Source organism: Paenibacillus paridis, assembly GCF_006345825.1.
In the GTDB taxonomy this organism is placed as follows: Bacteria; Bacillota; Bacilli; order Paenibacillales; family Paenibacillaceae; genus Pristimantibacillus; species Pristimantibacillus paridis.
This window is the reverse complement of record NZ_VCIX01000082.1, coordinates 156,082-176,375: the sequence shown is the minus strand read 5'-3', so window position 1 is coordinate 176,375 and position 20,294 is coordinate 156,082. Positions and strand designations below refer to the sequence as shown.

At 49.3% G+C, this 20,294-nt stretch carries 13 protein-coding genes and 1 pseudogene; 12 read left to right on the top strand and 2 right to left on the bottom strand.

Annotated features, from left to right (window positions below; translation table 11 throughout):
- Nucleotides 1–71: 71 nt before the first annotated feature.
- Nucleotides 72–944, bottom strand: a complete 873-nt coding sequence (locus FJQ58_RS11445; RefSeq protein WP_139993413.1) for an AraC family transcriptional regulator — start codon at nucleotides 942–944, stop codon at nucleotides 72–74.
- A 146-nt stretch (nucleotides 945–1,090) separates the two neighbouring features.
- Between FJQ58_RS11445 and FJQ58_RS11440 the strand changes: the two genes are divergently transcribed.
- The 10 genes and pseudogenes from FJQ58_RS11440 to FJQ58_RS11395 all read left to right on the top strand — a co-directional run bounded on the left by FJQ58_RS11440 (nucleotide 1,091) and on the right by FJQ58_RS11395 (nucleotide 16,464).
- A complete protein-coding gene (locus tag FJQ58_RS11440) occupies nucleotides 1,091–2,050 on the top strand; it encodes an acetylxylan esterase (RefSeq protein ID WP_139993411.1) in 960 nt (319 codons plus the stop codon).
- An 85-nt stretch (nucleotides 2,051–2,135) separates the two neighbouring features.
- Nucleotides 2,136–3,887 (top strand): sensor histidine kinase, encoded by a 1,752-nt coding sequence (locus FJQ58_RS11435; RefSeq protein WP_139993409.1) that lies wholly within the window; start codon nucleotides 2,136–2,138, stop codon nucleotides 3,885–3,887.
- Between the two features lie 2 nt (nucleotides 3,888–3,889).
- On the top strand, nucleotides 3,890–5,554 hold the full coding sequence (locus FJQ58_RS11430) for a response regulator (RefSeq protein ID WP_139993407.1): 1,665 nt from the start codon (nucleotides 3,890–3,892) through the stop codon (nucleotides 5,552–5,554).
- A gap of 94 nt (nucleotides 5,555–5,648) precedes the next feature.
- Nucleotides 5,649–7,337, top strand: a complete 1,689-nt coding sequence (locus tag FJQ58_RS11425) for an extracellular solute-binding protein (RefSeq protein WP_139993405.1) — start codon at nucleotides 5,649–5,651, stop codon at nucleotides 7,335–7,337.
- 92 nt (nucleotides 7,338–7,429) lie between these two features.
- A complete protein-coding gene (locus FJQ58_RS11420) occupies nucleotides 7,430–8,329 on the top strand; it encodes an ABC transporter permease (RefSeq protein ID WP_139993403.1) in 900 nt (299 codons plus the stop codon).
- A gap of 16 nt (nucleotides 8,330–8,345) precedes the next feature.
- Nucleotides 8,346–9,227, top strand: coding sequence for a carbohydrate ABC transporter permease (locus tag FJQ58_RS11415; protein WP_139993401.1), 882 nt, complete (start codon nucleotides 8,346–8,348; stop codon nucleotides 9,225–9,227).
- A 1-nt stretch (nucleotide 9,228) separates the two neighbouring features.
- On the top strand, nucleotides 9,229–10,644 hold the full coding sequence (locus tag FJQ58_RS11410; protein WP_139993399.1) for a glycoside hydrolase family 32 protein: 1,416 nt from the start codon (nucleotides 9,229–9,231) through the stop codon (nucleotides 10,642–10,644).
- 36 nt (nucleotides 10,645–10,680) lie between these two features.
- On the top strand, nucleotides 10,681–13,923 hold the full coding sequence (locus FJQ58_RS11405) for a DUF6259 domain-containing protein (RefSeq protein WP_139993397.1): 3,243 nt from the start codon (nucleotides 10,681–10,683) through the stop codon (nucleotides 13,921–13,923).
- A gap of 317 nt (nucleotides 13,924–14,240) precedes the next feature.
- Entirely contained in the window at nucleotides 14,241–15,464 is a 1,224-nt protein-coding gene (chrA, locus tag FJQ58_RS11400; RefSeq protein ID WP_139993395.1) for a chromate efflux transporter, read from the top strand.
- 140 nt (nucleotides 15,465–15,604) lie between these two features.
- A pseudogene (locus tag FJQ58_RS11395) lies at nucleotides 15,605–16,464 on the top strand (AraC family transcriptional regulator).
- Between the two features lie 66 nt (nucleotides 16,465–16,530).
- On the opposite strand, the gene FJQ58_RS11390 reads toward FJQ58_RS11395, so the two are convergent.
- The gene (locus FJQ58_RS11390) at nucleotides 16,531–18,579 is read right to left on the bottom strand and encodes a Na+/H+ antiporter (RefSeq protein ID WP_139993393.1); all 2,049 of its coding nucleotides are present in this window, start codon (nucleotides 18,577–18,579) and stop codon (nucleotides 16,531–16,533) included.
- A gap of 344 nt (nucleotides 18,580–18,923) precedes the next feature.
- Between FJQ58_RS11390 and FJQ58_RS11385 the strand changes: the two genes are divergently transcribed.
- Both FJQ58_RS11385 and FJQ58_RS11380 read left to right on the top strand, forming a co-directional pair.
- Entirely contained in the window at nucleotides 18,924–19,577 is a 654-nt protein-coding gene (locus FJQ58_RS11385; RefSeq protein WP_139993391.1) for a FusB/FusC family EF-G-binding protein, read from the top strand.
- A gap of 239 nt (nucleotides 19,578–19,816) precedes the next feature.
- A complete protein-coding gene (locus FJQ58_RS11380; RefSeq protein ID WP_139993389.1) occupies nucleotides 19,817–20,161 on the top strand; it encodes a DUF805 domain-containing protein in 345 nt (114 codons plus the stop codon).
- The last annotated feature ends 133 nt before the right edge of the window (nucleotides 20,162–20,294 follow it).

Here is a 20,294-nt window from a genome sequence, read left to right as displayed (position 1 = left end):
GTAAATAGCAATATCTTTTCACTATAGTCTAACAATATTGCTCATCAGTCAGCGGTTATTCGCTATTTCAATTAATCGATGAAGAGATGGTTAGCCGGAATGTCGTCGTCCGTGTTTTCCCGGAATTGCTGCGGTGAATCTCCCATCATCCTGCGGAATACTTTGCCGAAATAGCTGCTGTTATCGAATCCGGTGGCGGCGGCAATCGAAGCTACGGATTGATTTGTTTGACGAAGCAGCTTGGACGCTTCCTCGATGCGAATTTTGGTCAGTTGGTGAATAGGGGTCACGCCGGTGCTCTTGACGAAAAGCCTGCAAAAATGATATTTGGAGGTGCCTGCCGTCTCAGCGATTTCTTCCAGCGTAAGGAATCTGTGATATTGGCCTTCCATAAATTTTATGGCAGCGGCTACCGAAGCGGGAAGGGGTTGACCAGCTTCAGGTTTGCCATCGATGATTCGGTGGCAGGCGACAATCCATTCATAGAGGCGAACGGAGATGTCGTACTTATCCTGCAGCGTTTTCTCGTTGGCACTCTGCATCATCTCCCAAAGCATAGCGATCGGTTGGGCATTCGGTTTTAAGGAAATGACAGGTCCGTTGGTCTCAATGATTTCATTCCAATGGGCAAAGACATGGGAGCCTGCCGCGGTTAAGAAGATGAACTCCCAAGGCGTTTTGGAATCCGAACGGTAGTAGTACTGATGATTGCCTGGGATCCGAACAAAAAATCCATGGTTTTTTGGTACGGTGTAATGTTTGCCGTCGTATACCAAGTGTCCTTCACCCGAGAGCGTATACTGAAAGACTACAAACTTATCGTCCCGCGCCATTCCGTTCCAGCTGTAGCTTTCGTTCACGGTACTTTCCCAGCCGATCGTTCGAATAGCCATTAAAGGATTGGATTGATCCGAATATCGAAATCCGTAGTTTGTCCTAAGCAAAATAATACTACCTCCTACTCAATATATTTCTATTGAATTAAGCTCTAATATGCCGTAAATTCGGGATGAAGAAGATTGTTTATTGTTAATATTGTACTACAGGAAACATGGAGAGCGTTTAAATAATTCCAGAGGTGATGATAGACATGCCGCTTGTTGATATGCCGCTCGATCAATTGAAGACCTATGGAGGGAGTAATCCGCGCCCTTTGGATTTCAACGAATATTGGGAAAAGGCGCTTAAGGAAATGAGAGAGCTGGATCCGCAGCTCGAACTTGTCGAAAGCGAGTTTCAGGTTCCGTATGCCGACTGCTTTCACCTTTATTTCACAGGTGCAGGAGGGGCTCGGATTCATGCCAAATATGTAAGGCCAAAGCATGTGGTTAAACCTCATCCCGCAATTTTACAATTTCACGGCTACGCGCATCATTCCGGCGATTGGGCGGATAAATTAATTTACGCGTCCTTAGGCTTTTCCATCGTAGCAATGGATTGCAGGGGGCAAGGTGGGCTGTCTGAGGATAAAGGAGGCGTGAAGGGGACGACCTATAAGGGCCATCTCATTCGCGGGCTGGATGATCATCCCGACCGGTTGTTGTTCCGTGATATCTACCTCGATACGGCCCAATTGGCCGGTATCGTCATAGCGCTCCCGGAAGTAGATGCGAGCCGTGTCGGCGCAACCGGGGGGTCTCAAGGTGGCGGGCTTGCGCTGGCGTGCGGTGCTTTGGAGCCCAGACTGAACCGAATTGCAGCTAGCGTGCCGTTTTTGAGCGATTACAAGCGGGTGTGGGAAATGGATTTGGCAAGGGATGCTTATGAGGAATTAAGAACCTTTTTCCGTCATCACGATCCTCAGCACCTGCGGGAAGAAGAACTATTTACGAGACTCGGTTACATTGATGTCCAGCATTTGGCGGATCGAATTCGCGGTGAGGTTATGATGGGTGTCGGTCTGCTGGATACGGTCTGCCCTCCTTCTACCCAATTCGCAGCTTACAATAAGATTGTTTCCAATAAGCAATTGGAGATTTATCCGGATTACGTGCATGAGCGTTTACCCGGCTTTGAGGATCAAGTGATCCGATTTATGCTTGGGATGTAAGAGGGGCTTATTGCCTCTCTTTTTGTTGTCTCCCGGAAGACGGACGAGGTATGATTTAGTCAGCGAACTATGAGGGGGAAACCTGATGATGAAAGTAATGAAATCGCTTACAATTTATCCGAAGCTCGTCCTGTCCTTCTTGCTTATGATCATTCCCATCTACGTTTCCAGCCTAATGATGAATCAATCCGGCCAAGACGTCGTTCAGAAACAAATATCCGAATCCATGGCCTCTCGCGTCCACTTTTACATGACGTCCCTTGAAACCGAACTGGCTCGGCTGACGAGGCTGAAGCTGGAATATGTGAACGATGATGACCTGTTGACGCTGGGGACGGTAGCGGAGAGGCTGAATGATTTTGAACGTTCCCGTACGATATTAGCGGTGAAAAACAAACTCTATTTGCTCAAAAGCTCCAGTCCGTTCGTGAAGAACGTGCAGCTCTATATACCGGCGCTGGATAGAAGCATTAATGCGAACAATTACGATGATACGATTCCGGAGGAAGAACTGAATGCCATCCTCGATCCGGTTAATATGAACTCTCCAATCTTCAGCTTACAGAACAAGCTGCTACTAAGCGGAGTCTACCCGGACGCGGTCTACGTGAATCGCCAGCCTGTGTTGGCCATGGAGATCGAGCTTTCCTTGCCAGAGATTGAACGCACGCTCTCCAGCATGGCTGGCGGCGAGCAAGGTGGAGGCGCGGCATGGGTGAACGCTGATCTGCGGTGGCAGGTTTCCTCCGGCATTGAGGGGAAGCTGCTGGAGGAGTTTACGGATACGCTTCGTTCACAGCATGAAGAAGCGCTGCTTGAGCCAGGGCAATTCATGTTGGATTTGAATGGCATCTCTTATTTCGTCGCGCATGAGTATTCATCCGTGCTGGATACGACGCTTGCGGTATTCGTTCCTGCGAAGACGGTGCTTCAGCCGCTTAACAAGCATCGCGACTGGATATGGATTGTCTCTTTCGTTTCCCTGCTGTTAACCATTATTTTCTCATATTGGATACACAGGCTTATTCATAAGCCCATCAAGCGGTTGATCGGATCATTTCGTAGGGTGGAGAAAGGCGATCTAAGCGTGAGGATCTATCATCGGAACCAAGACGAGTTTCATTATTTATACAATCAATACAACAATATGCTTGAGCGCATACAAGTGCTGGTTCATGAGGTATATGAGCAGCAAATCCGGTCCCAGCAGTCCGAACTCAAGCAGCTGCAATCGCAGATTAATCCTCATTTTTTTTATAATAGTTTCTTTATTTTGCAGGGGCTCGTGAGGATGAGGGAACATGAGCTGGCGGATCGGATGTTCCACCATTTAGGCAGCTACTTTCAGTTCATTACCCGCAGCGGGGCGGAAAGCGTTCCGCTCACAATGGAGATGAAGCATGCCGTATCTTATGTTGAAATTCAGAAGATCCGCTTCTCCGGCACGGTTGAGGTCGAGCTTGGCGAGGTGCCGGAAGCTTGGGAGAGGGTCATGGTTCCGCGCCTAATCGTGCAGCCATTGATTGAAAATGCCTATATGTATGGGCTCGAGAACAAGCTCAGCGGCGGAAAGCTGCGAATTCGTTTTCGCGAAGCCACAGAGGTTGAGCTGCATATCGAAGTGGAGGATAACGGAGATTCGCTGGATGAGGAACAATTGTTTCGTTTGCAGAAATCGCTGGCTTCCTCAGAACGTGCCATGGAGACGACCGGAATACTTAATGTGCATCGGAGGCTGCAATTGAAATTTGGGCAGAATTGCGGTTTAAGCGTTTCACGAAGCGAGTTGGGCGGACTGAAGACGCAAATCATCATTCGTAGGATGAAGGAGGATTAAACATGATTAGGCTACTAATTGTCGATAACGAGCGATTAATCGTGGAGAGCCTGCTGGATTTGTTCAGCCAGTCAGGCAAGCTGGAAATGGAGGTGTTCGGTGCCTATTCCGGCGCGGAGGCTTTGGCTATGCTTGGCCGAATGAAAGTGGATATCGTTCTTTCTGATATTCGAATGCCGGGAATGGATGGCCTCGAGCTGCAAAAGGAAATTATCAGACAATGGCCGTGGTGCAAAATCATATTTTTGAGCGGTTATGATGACTTTGATTATATTCAACAGGTGCTGCGCAATGGCGGCGTGGACTACCTTCTGAAAACGGAAGGCCATGATGCCATTTTGCGGTCGGTAGAGCAAGCCGCAGCACAATTGTTTGAGGCAGTGGAATCCAAGCAGTTGATTCGCAATGCGGAGCGCCAAATACAAATTGCGAGGCCGCTGCTGCTGAATAGCTATATGCTGGACGTCATGCAAGGAGATCCGGATGCGCTGAGGAAGCTGGAGCAAAGGTTCGTCGAACTTCAAATCCCGCTTAGCGCGAAGGGGAAGGTGCTGCTAGTTATCGGGCGGGTAGACGACTGGCGGGATGAGTATAGCAATGGGGATCGGGATCTTATGCTGTATGCGATCCAGAACATAGCCGAAGAATATTTCGGGAAATCGGCCAATGGCTTAACGGTGAGTTACGAGAGAAATAAGCTGCTCTTCATTATTCAACCGCAAGTTAGCAGCGAAGCAGAAAATTGGACGGTCCGATTCGTCCAAGGCACAATCGAGACGATTCAGATGGCATGCAAGCAGCTACTCAAGCTTTATGTTTCATTTGCCTCAGCTGGAGAAATGAGATCGTGGGAACAAGCCCCGGAGCAGTTCAGTGCATTAAAAAGATTGCTCGGGCGGGGGCTAGGCATGGGCAAAGAGCTCATTTTATTGGATAGGCAAGGCTCCAAAGGGGGAGATCCGGAAACGGAGGTCCAAACCCACGAGGTCCGCAGCCAATTGGAGAAGCTGGGGACATTAGCGGTCTATTTGGAAAACGGGCAAAGACAACATTTCCACACCGAATACAGCAAACTGATGGGATTGGTTCGAGGAGCTATGAAAGCGGATGACCATCTGAAACTAGAAATTTATTACTCACTCGTTTCTCTCTTCCTGTCCTATATGAACCGCTGGGGCTTGCATGCCGAAATAAGCACGACGTTGGATATGAGCAAGCTGGCAAGGTACGATGCGCATCGCTCCTGGGACGAAGCGGATGACTATCTGTCGCTGCTGTCAGAACGATTATTCGAGCAGAAGCATAACGACCAGATTTACCAGGAAGACGATTTAATCAAGCATGTCCAATTGTACGTGGAGCATAATCTCGCAGGTGATTTGTCTTTAACCCGCATTGGCGAGGTCGTGGGCTACAATCCTTATTATTTAACGAGGTTATATAAACGAATCACGAACGAATCGCTAACCGATTTCATTACGAACGCTCGGTTGGCGAAGGCCCAGAAGCTGCTTTCGCAAGGGCAGATGATCGTTCAGGATATATCCAAAGCTATCGGCTTCATGACGGAGCAATCCTTCTATCGTTTCTTTAAGAAAGAAACGAATTTGACTCCCCAGGAGTATAGGGACCGGCATGAGATATCCAAAAAGGATAATCAAAAGTGAAAAACGGCGAGTAGAGAGCACCGATTTGATGGGCCTATAATTAAGCTAGCAGAGCGGGATGAAGCATCTGTATATGATCAAAGGGGGTAAGTAAATGAAACAAAAAAGCTTAAGTATGCTGCTGACCAGCGCGCTGGTTTTTACGCTTGTTCTTACGGCCTGCAGTAACGGGGCGAATGAGAAGCCGGTGAATACCGGTGAACCGTCGCAGCCGGGTGAAACCCAGGGAGAATCTTTGGAAAAGGGAGATCCTTTCGAGAAATACGATCCGCCCGTGGAGCTTCATATCGCTCGTCCAGTGGATCAAACATGGACATATCCGCAAGGCGATAGTATCGACAATAACGTTTGGTATCGGGAGTATGAGAGTCTGCTTGGCATAAAGGTTGTACATGATTGGACAGCTCTTGCCAGTGAATATAACCGAAAGCTGAACGTGTCGATCGCTTCGGGAAGCTTGCCGGAAGTGTTCTCTGTATCAGCGAGCCAACTGAAGCAGCTGGCGGACGCTGGACAATTGGAAGATTTGACGGGAGCGTATGAGAAGTATGCTTCCGACCACACGAAGGAGCTTCAGATGGGAGATGGAGGCGCAGCGCTCGCTTCTGCTACGTTTGGAGGCAAGCTGCTTGCCATTCCGGTCGTAAATGCCCCGATCTATGAGCCGAATCTGCTGTGGGTGAGAACGGATTGGTTAGAAAAACTGAACTTGCCCGAGCCAAAAACGATTGAAGACGTATTTGCAATATCGGAAGCGTTTACAAAGCAGGACCCCGATGGCAATAGCAAGGATGATACGTTTGGCGTAGCAATTAACAACTATTTGTACGGCCCGATTACGTCCATTACCGGGTTCTCCAACGCCTATCATGCTTATCCCCAAACCTGGGTAAAGGACGACAGCGGCAAGGTAAGCTATGGCTCCGTTCAGCCGGAGATGAAGCAAGCGCTTGCCAAGCTGCAGGATATGTATAAAGGCGGGCAGCTGGATCGGGAATTTGGCGTTAAGGACGGCAACAAAGTAGCAGAAGACATTGCCGCCAACAAGTTCGGCATGGCATTTGGAGCCAACTGGAATCCTTATGTATTCTACGATGCCGTTAAGAAAAACCCGGGCATGGAATGGAAGCCGTTTCCCGTGCCATCGATAGACGAAACGCCGACGAAGGCAAGCGCAGGATTCTCAGCCAGCGGATATGTCGTCGTACGCAAAGGGTTCAAGCACCCGGAAGCAGTCGTCAAAATGCTGAACCTGCACGAAGAAGTCGTTCATGGCTCAAGAAGGGATGAAGGCCAATTTATTACGGTTGAAGAGGGCGGGGAGCGAATCAACACCTCACGGCTCTCAATTGTTCAATCGGGCGTCTCCAATCAAGGCGTGCTGGATTCACTCGCGCTGCTGCGGGAAGCCATCAAAAACGAGGATGAGAGCCTGCTAAAAGATGCTCTAACGGAAACGGATAAATACGGTCCTACCGTTGACTATCTAAAGACCGGAAATATGGAAAATTGGGCCGTTGCGCACCAATACTTCGGCTTTGAGGCCACTATGGACAATTATACTGGCGATCGCCTGTTAATGACGGCTTTCGGAGGACAGACGCAGACCATGACGGATAAGTGGGCCACGCTCGACAAGCTAGAGAAAGAGACGTTCACCAAAATCATTATGGGAGCTGCATCGGTTGATGAGTTCGACACCTTCGTCGCGGACTGGAACAAGCTTGGCGGAGAGCAGATCCTGCAAGAAATTAATGACTGGTTATCCTCTCAGAAGGAATAAGCGGGAGAGATAAATTAAACTTTGGCGAAGGGGAAGATGAAGGAATGTCATCCTCCCCTTCAAACGTTTGGAAGGGTGGTGCAAAGAGAGAAATGAAAGCTGCGAAATGGATGCGGGAGCTGCCGTTGCATCTGCTGCTGTTGCCGGGGCTTATCCTGGTTCTTGTCTATTGCTATGTCCCCATGCTGGGGGTGGTTATCGCTTTCCAAAAGTTTACGATATTCAGCGGTTGGTTTGGTTCGCCTTGGATTGGATTCGACAATTTTAAATTTGTGCTGGATATGCCGAATACGGGGCAGGTGGTTTGGAATACGATTTTCATCGCTTGTATGAAGATTGTTGCAGGATTATTCGTACCGATTCTCATCGCAATATTGTTAAATGAGGTTACCCGCTCATCGATCAAACGGGGGGTACAAACGCTGATCTATCTGCCCCATTTCTTGTCATGGGTCATTCTTGGAGGCATTCTGATCGATCTGTTGTCTCCGTCAGAAGGGATCGTGAACGCGCTTCTGGGCAAGCTCGGAGTTGAACCCATATTCTTTCTGGCAGATAACCGATGGTTTCCGGCAGTGCTTATTTTCTCGGACGTATGGAAGGAGTTTGGCTTCAGTACGATTGTTTATTTAGCGGCGATTACGAGCGTCAATCCAACGCTGTACGAAGCAGCCGTCATGGATGGAGCGAACAGATGGAAGCAGACCTTGCATATTACGCTACCGGGCATGATGCCGATTATCGTCCTAATGGTGACCCTGAGCCTTGGAAATGTGCTGAATGCGGGGTTTGACCAAGTATTCAATCTCTCCAATCCGCTCGTATACGAAAGCGGTGATATTTTGGATACGATGATCTACCGGATCGCGTTTAACGATGCGCAGTACGGAGTAGCAACGGCTGTAGGCTTGTTTAAGTCCGTCGTTTCCTTTTTGCTGATTTCGGTGTCCTACTGGCTGGCTTACCGGTTTGCGAATTACCGAATTTTCTAGAGAGGAGAGACCCAAAGTGCAGCATATTTCCTGGAGCAGACGCCTGTTCCTGGCCGTAAATTCATCGTTTTTGATTTTTTTGGCTTTCCTATGCTTTCTTCCGTTGATTCACGTGATGGCGGTTTCCTTTAGCGACAGCGCCGCGGTAGCTGCCGGACAGGTGACCTTCTGGCCGGTCGACTTCTCGCTTAAGTCTTACGATTTCATTATAAGCCGGCCGGAATTTATCCGTTCGCTTGGTATCACCGTCGAGAGAGTGGTGCTTGGCACCTTTATTAATATGATGCTGACGATCATGATCGCCTATCCCTTGTCCAAGGAAGCGAGGTCGTTCCGATTCCGCACGGGCTACGTCTGGATTTTCGTATTTACGATTCTGTTCAGTGGCGGTCTGGTACCTTGGTATATGACCATCAAAAATACAGGGCTGCTGGATTCGATCTGGGCGCTCGTCATTCCTGGCGCCGTTCCCGTTTTCAACGTCATTCTACTTCTGAATTTTTTTCGAGGGCTTCCCAAAGAGCTTGAGGAATCCTGCTTTATTGACGGCGCGGGACATGTAAGAACCTTGTGGAGCATCTATGTGCCGTTGTCACTGCCCGGGCTTGCTACCGTAGGTTTGTTCACAATTGTCGGGCATTGGAATGGTTGGTTTGACGGCCTTATTCTTATGAATAAACCGGAGCATTACCCCTTATCGTCCTATTTGCAGACGATCATTATCAATTTCGATTTCTCACAGGTGAAGCAGGAGGATATCCACAAGCTGTCGCAAATATCCACGCGCACATCCAAGGCAGCGCAAATTATTGTAGGTGCCCTGCCAATTTTGCTGGTTTACCCTTTTCTGCAAAAGTATTTTGTTAAAGGAATCGTGTTAGGGAGCGTGAAGGAATAGCATGGGTAATTTCTTTTATAAACCGGAGGATGGCTGGCTGGCGGATGTCATACCGTTTCATGAAGACGGAGAGTTCAAGCTGCTTTATTTGAAGGATTGGCGGGATAAGGAAACGTTTGGCGAAGGCACGCCTTGGTTTTTGATTGGCACGAAGGATTTTGTATCCTATACGGAGTATGGCGAGGTGCTTCCAAGAGGAGGGGAAATGGAGCAGGACCTTTATATCTATACGGGATGTCTGCTGAAAGTCGGCGAGGTGTACCATATTTTCTATACTGGCAACAATTTTCATTATCCGGCTCAAGGCAAGAAGCAGCAGGCGGTTATGCATGCGGTCAGCAGCGATATGTTGCATTGGGAGAAAATACCCGAAGATGCTTTCTATGCGCCTGTCGACCGGTATGAGGAGCATGATTGGCGAGATCCGTTCGTGTTCTGGAATGAAGAAGCGGGCGAATATTGGATGCTGCTGGCCGCCCGGTTAAAGGAGGGGCCTTCCAAACGCCGAGGATGCGTTGCTTTATGCGCCTCGAAGGATTTGAAGAGCTGGGAGGTTAAGGAGCCATTCTGGGCTCCTTACCTGTATACGACCCACGAATGCCCGGATCTGTTCAAGATCGGGAAATGGTGGTATCTGGTCTATTCCACATTCTCGGATCGGACGGTGACCCATTACCGCATGAGCGAGTCGCTGCAGGGCCCTTGGATTGCGCCAGAGAACGATGGCTTTGACACTCGGGCCTTCTATGCGGCGAAGACGTGGACCGACGGAGAGCGGCGATACGCATTCGGATGGAATCCGACGAGAGAGGGGGAGCATGATGGCGGGACTTGGCAGTGGGGAGGCAGTCTTGTCGTACACGAAATCGTTCAGCAAATCGACGGAACCTTGAGGGTAAAGGCACCAGATACCGTAAATGCGGCATGGAGCTGTGAGAGGCCATTTTCTTTCACGGAAACACTTGGCCGCTGGGAGCTCGAGGGGGCAAGAGCCGCTGCCAAGGCTGAGGACTCCTTTGCCTGCGCCTATGCCGGAGCTCTGCCCGAGCAATGCAAACTCACGGTGAAGGTTGCCTTTAGCGCGAACACACGTGGCTGCGGAATTATTTTGCGAGCGGACGAACAGCTGGAGCAAGGATACATGATTCGGCTGGAGCCGGGAAGGAACCGGATTGTAGTGGATCAGTGGCCAAGAAAGGGAGATGTCCCTTACGTCGTCGGCATGGAAAGGCCGGTGGAGCTTTTGCCGGAAACTGATTACGAACTCCGCGTGTTTCTTGATGGTTCGGTGTGCGTGGTTTACGTGGACGATGCGATTGCTTTGAGTACGCGGCTATATGATTTTCAGAAAGGGGGGTGGGGAGTATTCGTTAGCGAGGGAAGCGCAAGCTTCCAGACAAGGTTGCTTGAGGCTTAACCACAAAGAAGCAGGTATCAGGAGAGGGGATTCATAATGAAATTTCATGTCCAAAGGCAATTGGTGGCATGCATGGCATTTATCCTTGTATTCGGCATGCTTAATGGATTCGCTTCCGCCAGCAGTGCGCTGGTCACTTTGAATGCAAGCACAGGCGCCATCAACTTCACTTACGGAAGCGTTGGCTTGGCACTTGGCAATAGCAGCCCGTTAACGGGCATTCGTCACTTGTCTTTAACGAATTTGTGGAATAACTCCTCTGCTTCCAGCTCGGCTATCAAGAAAGGGCATACGACCTTCGGGCAAACCTGGGGAACCGGCTCCAGCAGAGCAGAATTAGAAACGACCGTTGCTACGAAGTATGACGGCACGCTTACCGTCAGCCAACATGCAGATTCAGCAGCGCAGGGGATTTCGGGTATTCAATGGGGACTCATTGTGCCTGATTCGTATGATTTGATTATTCCAGTATTGGGCGGCATTCGCCTTACAGCGGAATCGCCCGATGCGGCTTATGGCTTCCAGCAGTTCGACTATCCCAACATATGGGAAGCGCAGATGTTTATTATTCAGGGCGAGGACGGCGGCATGCTCGTGCATGCCAACGACGATGCCCGTTTTTTCAAGACACTGCACGTCAAGCATGAAAACGGGAATTTCTACGTGGGCATGGAAACGCACAGTCCCGCGCCATTCCAGGAAACGACCCGAGCGGTATCTACCGACTGGCGGCTCCGGGCTTATGAAGGAGATTGGGTAAATGGCGCAATGAAGTACCGCGAGTGGGCGGACAAGAAGTTTGATCTGTCCAAGCTGGCGCGTCTGCAGCCGGAATGGGCGAAGGACATCGCGTTCACCGTTCTGACGGACTTAGAGGACGAACCGCTGCTAGAGTCCTTGGCGCAACAGGTAGATGCTGAACAAACGCTCCTTGTCGTACCTGGCTGGCGATCAGATCCCTACGATGTCAATTTTCCGAACTATTCGCCAAAACCGGACATTGCGAATAAAATCGATGCCGCACAAGCGCTAGGCTTCAAGGTCATGCTTTATGTCAATATTTTTGGCGTGACTCCTAGCAATCCTGCGTATGCAACTATGCAGCCTTATCAGGTAAAAGATCCGTTTACGCTTGATCCGGTTTATTCGGAGTACACCGCGGGATCGGATCAGATCAAATTCGCCCAGATTAATCCGGCTTCGCAAGCCTGGCGGGATCTGTTTGTCGGCAAAATGGTCGATCTCGTCCAAGAGGTAGGCCCCGATGCGATCCATCTGGACCAATCGCTGCTAATGTATAATGACGCCAACGGCTTGATGGACGGCATGAACATGATGCAAGGGAATATTGCCCTTCATAAGGAATTAAGAGAAGAGCTGCCGTCCAATATTGCGCTGGGTGGCGAGAGCCTGAATGAAATTACTACGCGGTACGAGGCCTTTGCTCAGCGCCACGCTTATGGCATTTTTGCTCCAACGGGTACTTGGGATAATAACAAGATCGACCAAGTCGTCCCGGCGAGCTCGGCAATTTTCGCTCCTTACACAACGATTTACGGTCATCCCGATCATGCAAACCCGTTGACCGAGGACTATTTTATCGCTTGGCATAAGGTTGTCCAGAACCGTCTGGGTGCCATTCCTATGCTTTCAAGACCTAACTATGACCAAGTTGCGAATGCATCACCCCTCATGGAGCAGTTTCTGGATGAGGTCCGCTGGTACCAAGCCGAGAAGCCGGCTGCAGATTTTACGAGCTGGTCGGATACCACGTTATTTACGTTCCGGACAGCTGATGGAAAAATGGCCAAATATGAAAGAGATGCGTTTGGCGAGAAGCTAACCGATTACAGCTTGGGAGCGCCTGCTGCCGGGGAGGACGTGCTTCGCTATTTATACGGCAACGAAACCGTCGAGCTTCCTGGCCGAATTCCGGATTGGTATCTCTATGACGCTACGAAGCTGTTCGGCCTTAATCCGGAAAAAACATATCTTTATAGCAAGGATGCCCGAGACCCAAATGCGTTCCATGTCTATGAATGGCCGACCGACGTAGCGATGAAGCGGCTATCTCTCAAAACGAGCCATGCCGTATTATCGCTGGAGGACAAACAGCAGCCAGCCACCATCGATTTTCTGAATTATCCGGGCCCGATTCGGGCAGGCGAAAAGCTCGGCGATGGTACTGTTCATGAAACAAGCGCGCCGTTCTCGTCTGAAAACGGGTTTTCCCATACCTTTGCACAAGGCGGAACCGTGCAGCACTGGGGAGACCGGATGCTCGCCCATCCTCCTTATTCGGGGCAATGGCAAGGAGGGCATACATGGTTGGAATTTGATGTGCTGCTTCCCGAAGATCGTACGTCCACATTTAAGGCGGGCGTTCAGCTAGGCTCCGAGCAGAATGTGCTAAGCAGCGACGGTGTAAGCTTTAAAGCATTCGCATGGGAGAAAGCAGCTCCGGCTGCGACGCGTCCCGTTCTAAGCGAGGAGCAATTCAGCAGAAGCGCGTCTCCGGTATCCGTGGAGCTGGATTTGGCTTCACTCGCAGGCAAGGAAGTTACAATTCGATTAGAGACGCATCCAGGCACCACCGTAGACAACGACTCGGCCGTCTGGATGGCGCCGCGCGTCGAAATTGATCCGGTTGCAGGGACTGCCCGTACCGTAAACCTGAAGCTGGTGAGCCCGCGGACGATTACATCCGTGGAATCGTTATCCGGCTTGGCTCAGTATACGGATCTTGGCAATCATCGTTACCAGGTTACGGCTCCTGCAACCGATATGCTGTATCTCATTTACGGAACGGCAGCTCCGGTACAGCTTCCGCTTGCTTTGTCCGATGAACCATTCGATTCGAGTCTCCTGTTCGAGAATGGAACGGAAGGAGCGCCGCAGGGGCCTTTTGGAGGAATTGCTGGGGAGGGCTCGGTGCTAGGCATCGAAAAGCAGGGATTGGACGCCCACCCGCCTCAGCGGGGGCAGACGCATATTGACTACGCTTTAACGCTCCCATCAGGCGCTGATACAAAGATTAGCGGGTTTATCGGAATCAAGGACGGCGCGGATGACTCGCAAGGAGTAGGCTTCCGTATTGCGGTAAACGGGCATGTACTATGGTCGGAGGATCTTATGCCTGGAGGGGCATGGACGCCGTTTAGCCTAGCTTTGGACGATTATGCCGGAAAGTCGGTTGTCATTACCCTGATTACGGATTCCCTTGGGGATTACGGATATGATTGGGCTTTCTGGGGAGAACCAACGCTTAGCCTGAATTAAACGCAGTTTGTTTCATTGCAAGTAATAGCCAGATTACTTACGATTCGTCCTATTATATGCAGGTCCAATTTACGAGGTTGTTTCTCAAGGTCAAAGACCTGGAGGGGCAGCCTCCCTTTTTAGTTTGGGAACCAATAAATAAGAATGATAACGTGCTGAACATCAGAGCATTTAATATAAAATTATCGTAAAAGCATAGAAAAAAGGAGGCTCTCATGCCTAGAATAGAGTCAACTTGGGCTATCCAACACTTAAGCGGGCCTATAAATGGTTAAATAAGATTTGAAATGTTTGATAAAAAGGAGACAACCGCACCTATGCATCCGACCATTCCTACAGTGCATTCGCCAACGAAACCCACTCCAAAGGGAAAGCTTGCCGCTCTTCTGGAGGTGCTGTTCGTATCTGCAAAGCTGGGTCTCACTTCCTTTGGAGGGCCGATTGCCCATCTTGCTTATTTTCATAATGAATACATACGCCGCCGAAAATGGATGGATGAACGCAGCTACGCCGATCTTGTCGCCCTGTGTCAATTTCTTCCGGGACCTGCGAGCAGCCAGGTTGGCATTGGGATTGGCCTTATGAGAGCTGGCTGGCTTGGGGGCATTGTCGCATGGTTAGGCTTTACGCTGCCGTCCGTTTTGGCCTTAGTTGCGTTCGCCTTCCTACTCCAAGGCTTCGATATCGCGAGCACAGGCTGGATTCATGGGCTGAAGATCGTCGCGGTAGCGATAGTAGCGCATGCGATTTTGGGAATGGGACAGAAGCTGACGCCTGATCGGAGCAGAGCAACGATGGCTGTGCTGGCCGCAGCGGTAACGCTATTCTGGCAAAACGCCTATAGTCAGGTGCTAGTCATCCTTGCCGCTGGTTTGCTGGGGCTGTGGCTATACCGGAAGAAAGCTGCCGAACGGACCCCCGAGCTGCCGATTCCGGTTAGCCGAACGTTAGCCGCCTGCTGCCTGATTTTGTTTGTGCTGCTGCTCATTGGGCTTCCGCTGCTAACGCGTTCAGGAGAAGGAGGGTGGCTGGCGATGTTTGACAGCTTTTACCGATCCGGCGCTTTGGTTTTCGGGGGAGGGCATGTCGTGCTTCCGCTTCTGGAGCGGGAATTGGTGCCAACGGGATTCGTAAGCCAAGCGGATTTCTTGGCAGGTTACGGAGCAGCCCAAGCGGTTCCGGGTCCGCTGTTCACCTTTGCCAGTTACCTTGGCGCTATGGCAGGCGGTATTGGCGGGGCCATAGTTGCCACGCTCGGCATTTTTTTGCCGGCGTTTCTGCTTGTTGCCGGTGCGCTCCCCTTTTGGAACGGGCTAAGAAATAATCATAACGTGCAGGGAGCGCTGGCTGGCGTAAATGCAGCTGTCGTTGGTCTTTTGTTAGCGGCTCTTTATGATCCGCTTTGGACGACCGCGATCTTGGATGCGCTGGATTTTGCGCTGGCAGCCGCCTTGTTTGTGATGCTTGTTTTTTGGAAGCTACCGCCTTGGATCATTGTTGTTGCTGGAGCTGCGGGGGGCATGCTGCTTGGGCTTCTGTAGGTATAATGATTTGCGCAATAAATGTGCTATGATTTAGAAAACCTTAGAGCATGTGATCGAACCTGTTTGCAAAAAGCACGCAATGACAGGAAACTCTAATCTGCCAGTGATAGGATGGATAACAAAGGGAGGTGATGCGGATGGAATGGTTGCTCAGAATGAAAGAGGCAATCGATTTGATGGAGAAGAAGATGGAGGAGCCTCTGAGTATCGAGGAAATCGCCAAAGCGGCATGTGCGTCTCCGTTTCATTTCCAACGGATGTTCCATATGCTGACCGGCATGACTGTAGCGGAGTATATGCGCAAGCGCAAGCTCACATTGGCCGCTCAGGAGCTCGCGATGTCGCCTGCCAAAGTCATCGATGTTGCCTTGAAATACGGCTATGACTCACCGGAATCCTTTGCTAAGGCTTTTCGTAAAATACATGGCATTTCGCCTTCGGAGGCACGTCATCCCGGCAACAGCCTGAAAGCCTTCCCCCGCATTGCATTCCAGTTATCATTGAAGGGAGATAAGGATATGGATTATCGTATTTTGAAAAAGAGGCATTTACAGTTGTAGGCAAATCGTTTCGGTTAAGCTGTGAGGATAATCAACAAATGAGAGAGATTCCAAAGCTCTGGCAGCAAGCTCATCAAGATGGGACCATCGCTAAGCTTGGAGCCATTGCTGCCGAGGGGGATTTGCTGGGCATTATAGCGAATATGCAGCCTGGCGGAAATGAATTCGATTATTGGATTGCTGGCGAATCTGACGCCGCATCCGGTACGGAAACCTTTGATCAAACGGTTATTCCGGCCTCCACCTGGGCAATCTTCACATCGATCGGTCCAATGCCGGGAGCGATTCAAAACGTTTTCGAGCGAATTTATCAGGAGTGGTTCCCGGCTACCGGCTATGAGCATGCGGGGACGGCTGAAATGGAGCTTTATCCTGAAGGCGATACAACAGCGGAGGACTACCGCTGCGAGATTTGGATTCCGGTTGTAAAAAATTAAGGCGTCCCATAACCCCAAACAAAGAGGTTCCGAGAAAATACTCTCAGAACCTCTTTGCGTTCCTTGCTATTCCTCACTGTTATCCAGCAGCAGCATTTCGTCATAGTTGATCGTCTGCAGCAGCTCAAAAACCATTTCGGAAGAGATTTGTTTCGTCTCCTCCAGCTCCTGAATCTGGTCGCGCTTGACTTGAATGCTCCGCAGTTGAATGCCCTTGACCTCATGCTGGAACTTCTCGCTATCGATTTTGCTCGCTTTGGCTTGCTCGACTCTGCGGCTGTAATGGCGAATCACGAGCATCGCTTCGAATCGGTCATCCTCTGTTGCCTGGCTTCGGATTTCTTCTACGGCAGCTTGCTGCAGCTTGTCCTCCACGCTTTTTAACTCCACGATTAAATCCTTCGCTTTTTTCGCTTTTTTGTATAAATCGGACGAAGGGTCCACCTTATCGAGCCGCTTTAGATTGCGCTTGATCCAGTACATTTTGAAGTTATACCACAGCTTTCTGAAAATAGAGCGAAGCGTAAACAGCTCCTGCGGCTGATGGAAGAGAGGGAATAGTACCTTCAATTGCGGAGACAATAGCCCCTCTTCAATCATTTGATTCAGCTTGTCCAGCTCGGCCTCGCGTCCGATTTGCTGAAATTCTTTTATTTTAGAGCTGGAATATTGAAGTGCCTTGCCTGTTTTGATATAGCGCAGCTGTTCTTCCAAATCGGCAATAACTTTGGCCGTGGCTCCAGGCTGATTGGGCGAGTATTCGGCCTTCAGGTGATGAATCGTTTTTTTAATAATGAGCTTATGGGCAGCTTCTGCCGTTAGGGGCATTTCCTCAGCATCCTGCTCCTCCGGATTTCTGCTGATAAAGGGCAGTACAACCGTTGCAAACACCAAGCTGATCAGAATGACGCCAGAGGCTATAAATAAAAAAGTGTTGCGAAGCGGGAACGGAGTGCCCTCCGAGATTTCAAATGGAACGGACAATGCGGTAGCCAGCGTAATCGTTCCATGAATGCCGCAGGTCGCTGCCAAAAAAGCGTAGCCGCCCCTCGAGCCTAGCTTAGGCTTCAGCCTTTTTCCTCGGGAATCCGTTTCGCGTGCGGCAAAGTTCCGATGAAGCAAAAAGATCCATAAGTAACGAATGAGAAAGAGGCACACTGCGATAGTAAAGGTTAGTCCGAGTGCTTTGCCGATGGTGATTTCTTTGCTTTCGATTAATCCCTGCAGCACCTCGGGCAGCAGAAAGCCAAGCAGAACAAAGACGAAGCCGTTTAAAATATAGCCCAGCACAGACCACGTCGTTATGGAGGTGAGTTGGATTTTCGTCGATGTCTGCTGCAGCCGGTCCCTCTCGATGCCATGGATAATTCCTGCGGCGACAACAGCCAGGATGCCGGATACGGACAGCTCCTCCGCAATGATGTAGATGATGAAGGGAGTAACCAGCTGAATGGCGACCAGAGAGTTAACCTCTTCAAATCCGCGCTGCCGAAGCGTTAGTCTTAGCTTTACAAAGAGGAAGCCCAGCACAAGCCCGGCAAAAAAACCGCCAATCGATACAAACGCAAAATTCAATGCCGCCGATTGAACGGAAAAGACGCTCGTTAATACGACAGCCAAAGCGACCTTAAAGGAGACGATGCCTGCCGCATCATTAAGCAAGGATTCTCCTTCTAAAATGGCCATCAAGCCTTTTGGCAACGAAAGCCCTTTCGTAATGGATTTAACTGCGACCGCATCCGTAGGGGATAATACAGCGGCAAGCGCGAAGGCCGCAGCAAGAGGAAGCGAGGGAAGCAATAAATGAATAAAGTACCCAAGTCCGATTACGGTAATGATGACGAGTCCTATGGCGAGCAGTAAAATCGGTCTTTTGTAAGCCCATAGCTCTTTGCGCGAGATGACGCGGGCATCCCCGAATAGCAGAGGAGCGATCAGGCAAATCATAAATACCTCAGGCTCAAATTCAAGGGAAACATGCAGCGGAAGCCAGGATACGAGTGCGCCCAAACCAATTTGAAACAGCGCTAACGGTATTTTAGGGTATTTTTTATTGAGTACGGTGGCCATAACAATGACGGCAATTAACGCTAAAAAGGAAATTAAAAACTCCATTGGCTACCTGCTTTCTGATGTGTGATAGTACTGTTTTTATGTATGCTTTTATTTCCATGCGTACCTATTCTTCCTCACCTATAGGCGGTTAATTCCATGGCTCGCAGGGTTGAGAACACGGGCCATGTTGATTATAATAGAGCTATCGCAAACGCAAGGGGGTAGGTCGTCATGGCAATCAGAGATTGCTGGATTGGTAATACTCATGCAAAGCCTGTTATGGAGGCGATACTTTGCATGGGCGGACAGGTAGGACTAACATCGCCTAAATGAGCACTTATCGTTTCTAATATATGGCTTTGCACCTTATTTATCTTACAATAAGATTAAGGGGCTGAACTTCAATGTTTGAAGCATTTATTAGAAACCATGAATATAATTTTATCAAGAAACAAGTGGGAATCTTCCAGCATGCACTTAGAACGAACCCGGATCCGAAAATTTTGGAGTCTGTTCGAGACGGAGCCGAGGCTAAAATACTGGAATTGTTCCCAGCTGCCACAGAGGCTCAGAAAGAAATGCTTGGTCGGTTTACAGCCTTGAAGACCACGGAAGACTTTCAGAAGTACGTGAAAGATTTGGAGCTCTATTTGGTTGGGTTTCCGCAAATAACCGTGAAGCAAATTCAGAAGCTCTTTCCGAAAAACAAGAAGCTCAAGCTGCCTGATTTGGTGAATATTGATTTTCGTTTTGTAACTTATCTAAGCTGGATGGATATATCCACTAATAAATTGTTTATGGTCTATCATCAGAACGGACAGTTTCTTGGCATCGAAGGCAGATATACGCCAACGAACAAGAAAAGCTACTGTTTTGTTTGCAACAGGTTTGAGGAGCTTGTTTTGTATTCTGCCGTATCGAAGACTAAGCCGGCAAAAGCCTCGTCCGACTATTATAAAGCAATTGGCAATTATTTGTGCATGAACGGACATGATTGCAACAAGAACATTGCCGATGTTGCTTCTTTAGAACGATTTATTCATGTCGTTATTGGTTAGTGTGATGAAATTTCTATATCCTTAAACAGGAACTTAGGATGAGAAACGGTCCTTAGCGAATTTTCGCGGGATCGTTTTTTTTATTATTATGGGGAAAATGGATGAATTGGGTTAATTGGATAATTTTATTTTTTCTGTAATCGATATGAAAAGGATCATATTTTGGACGATAACGAATATAGATAGGGGGTTGTTGAATTCCTTTGCAAGATCAATTCACGAATGGGGGGAATCAAAAATTGGAATGGTATTTGAAGGTTATTAAAAACTACGTAGAGTTTTCGGGAAGAGCAAGGCGTACAGAATATTGGATGTTTATCCTTTTTAACATCCTTGCTTCTATCGTGCTGGCCATACTCGAATCGATTGTTGGCATAGCACCCGCTTTATCGGGGCTTTATTCTTTGTTTATTTTGCTGCCTTCTTTAGCTGTAGGGGTGCGCAGGCTTCATGACACGGGAAGAAGCGGTTTGTGGTTATTGATTGGTTTTATTCCTTTTATCGGGGCGATTATTCTCCTTGTATTTTTCTGCCAAGACAGCGAGGACAATAATCAATACGGCCCAAATCCAAAGGTATTTTAAGCGATGCGCACGAGGCAATAAAAATCATGCAAGGGCTGTCCCAAAAAAGGTCAAAGCGACCTCAGGGAGAGCTCTTGCATGTTAGAGGGTCAACCAGCGATGTGTGGTTGGCCTTTTTGGTATGAGCATGGCT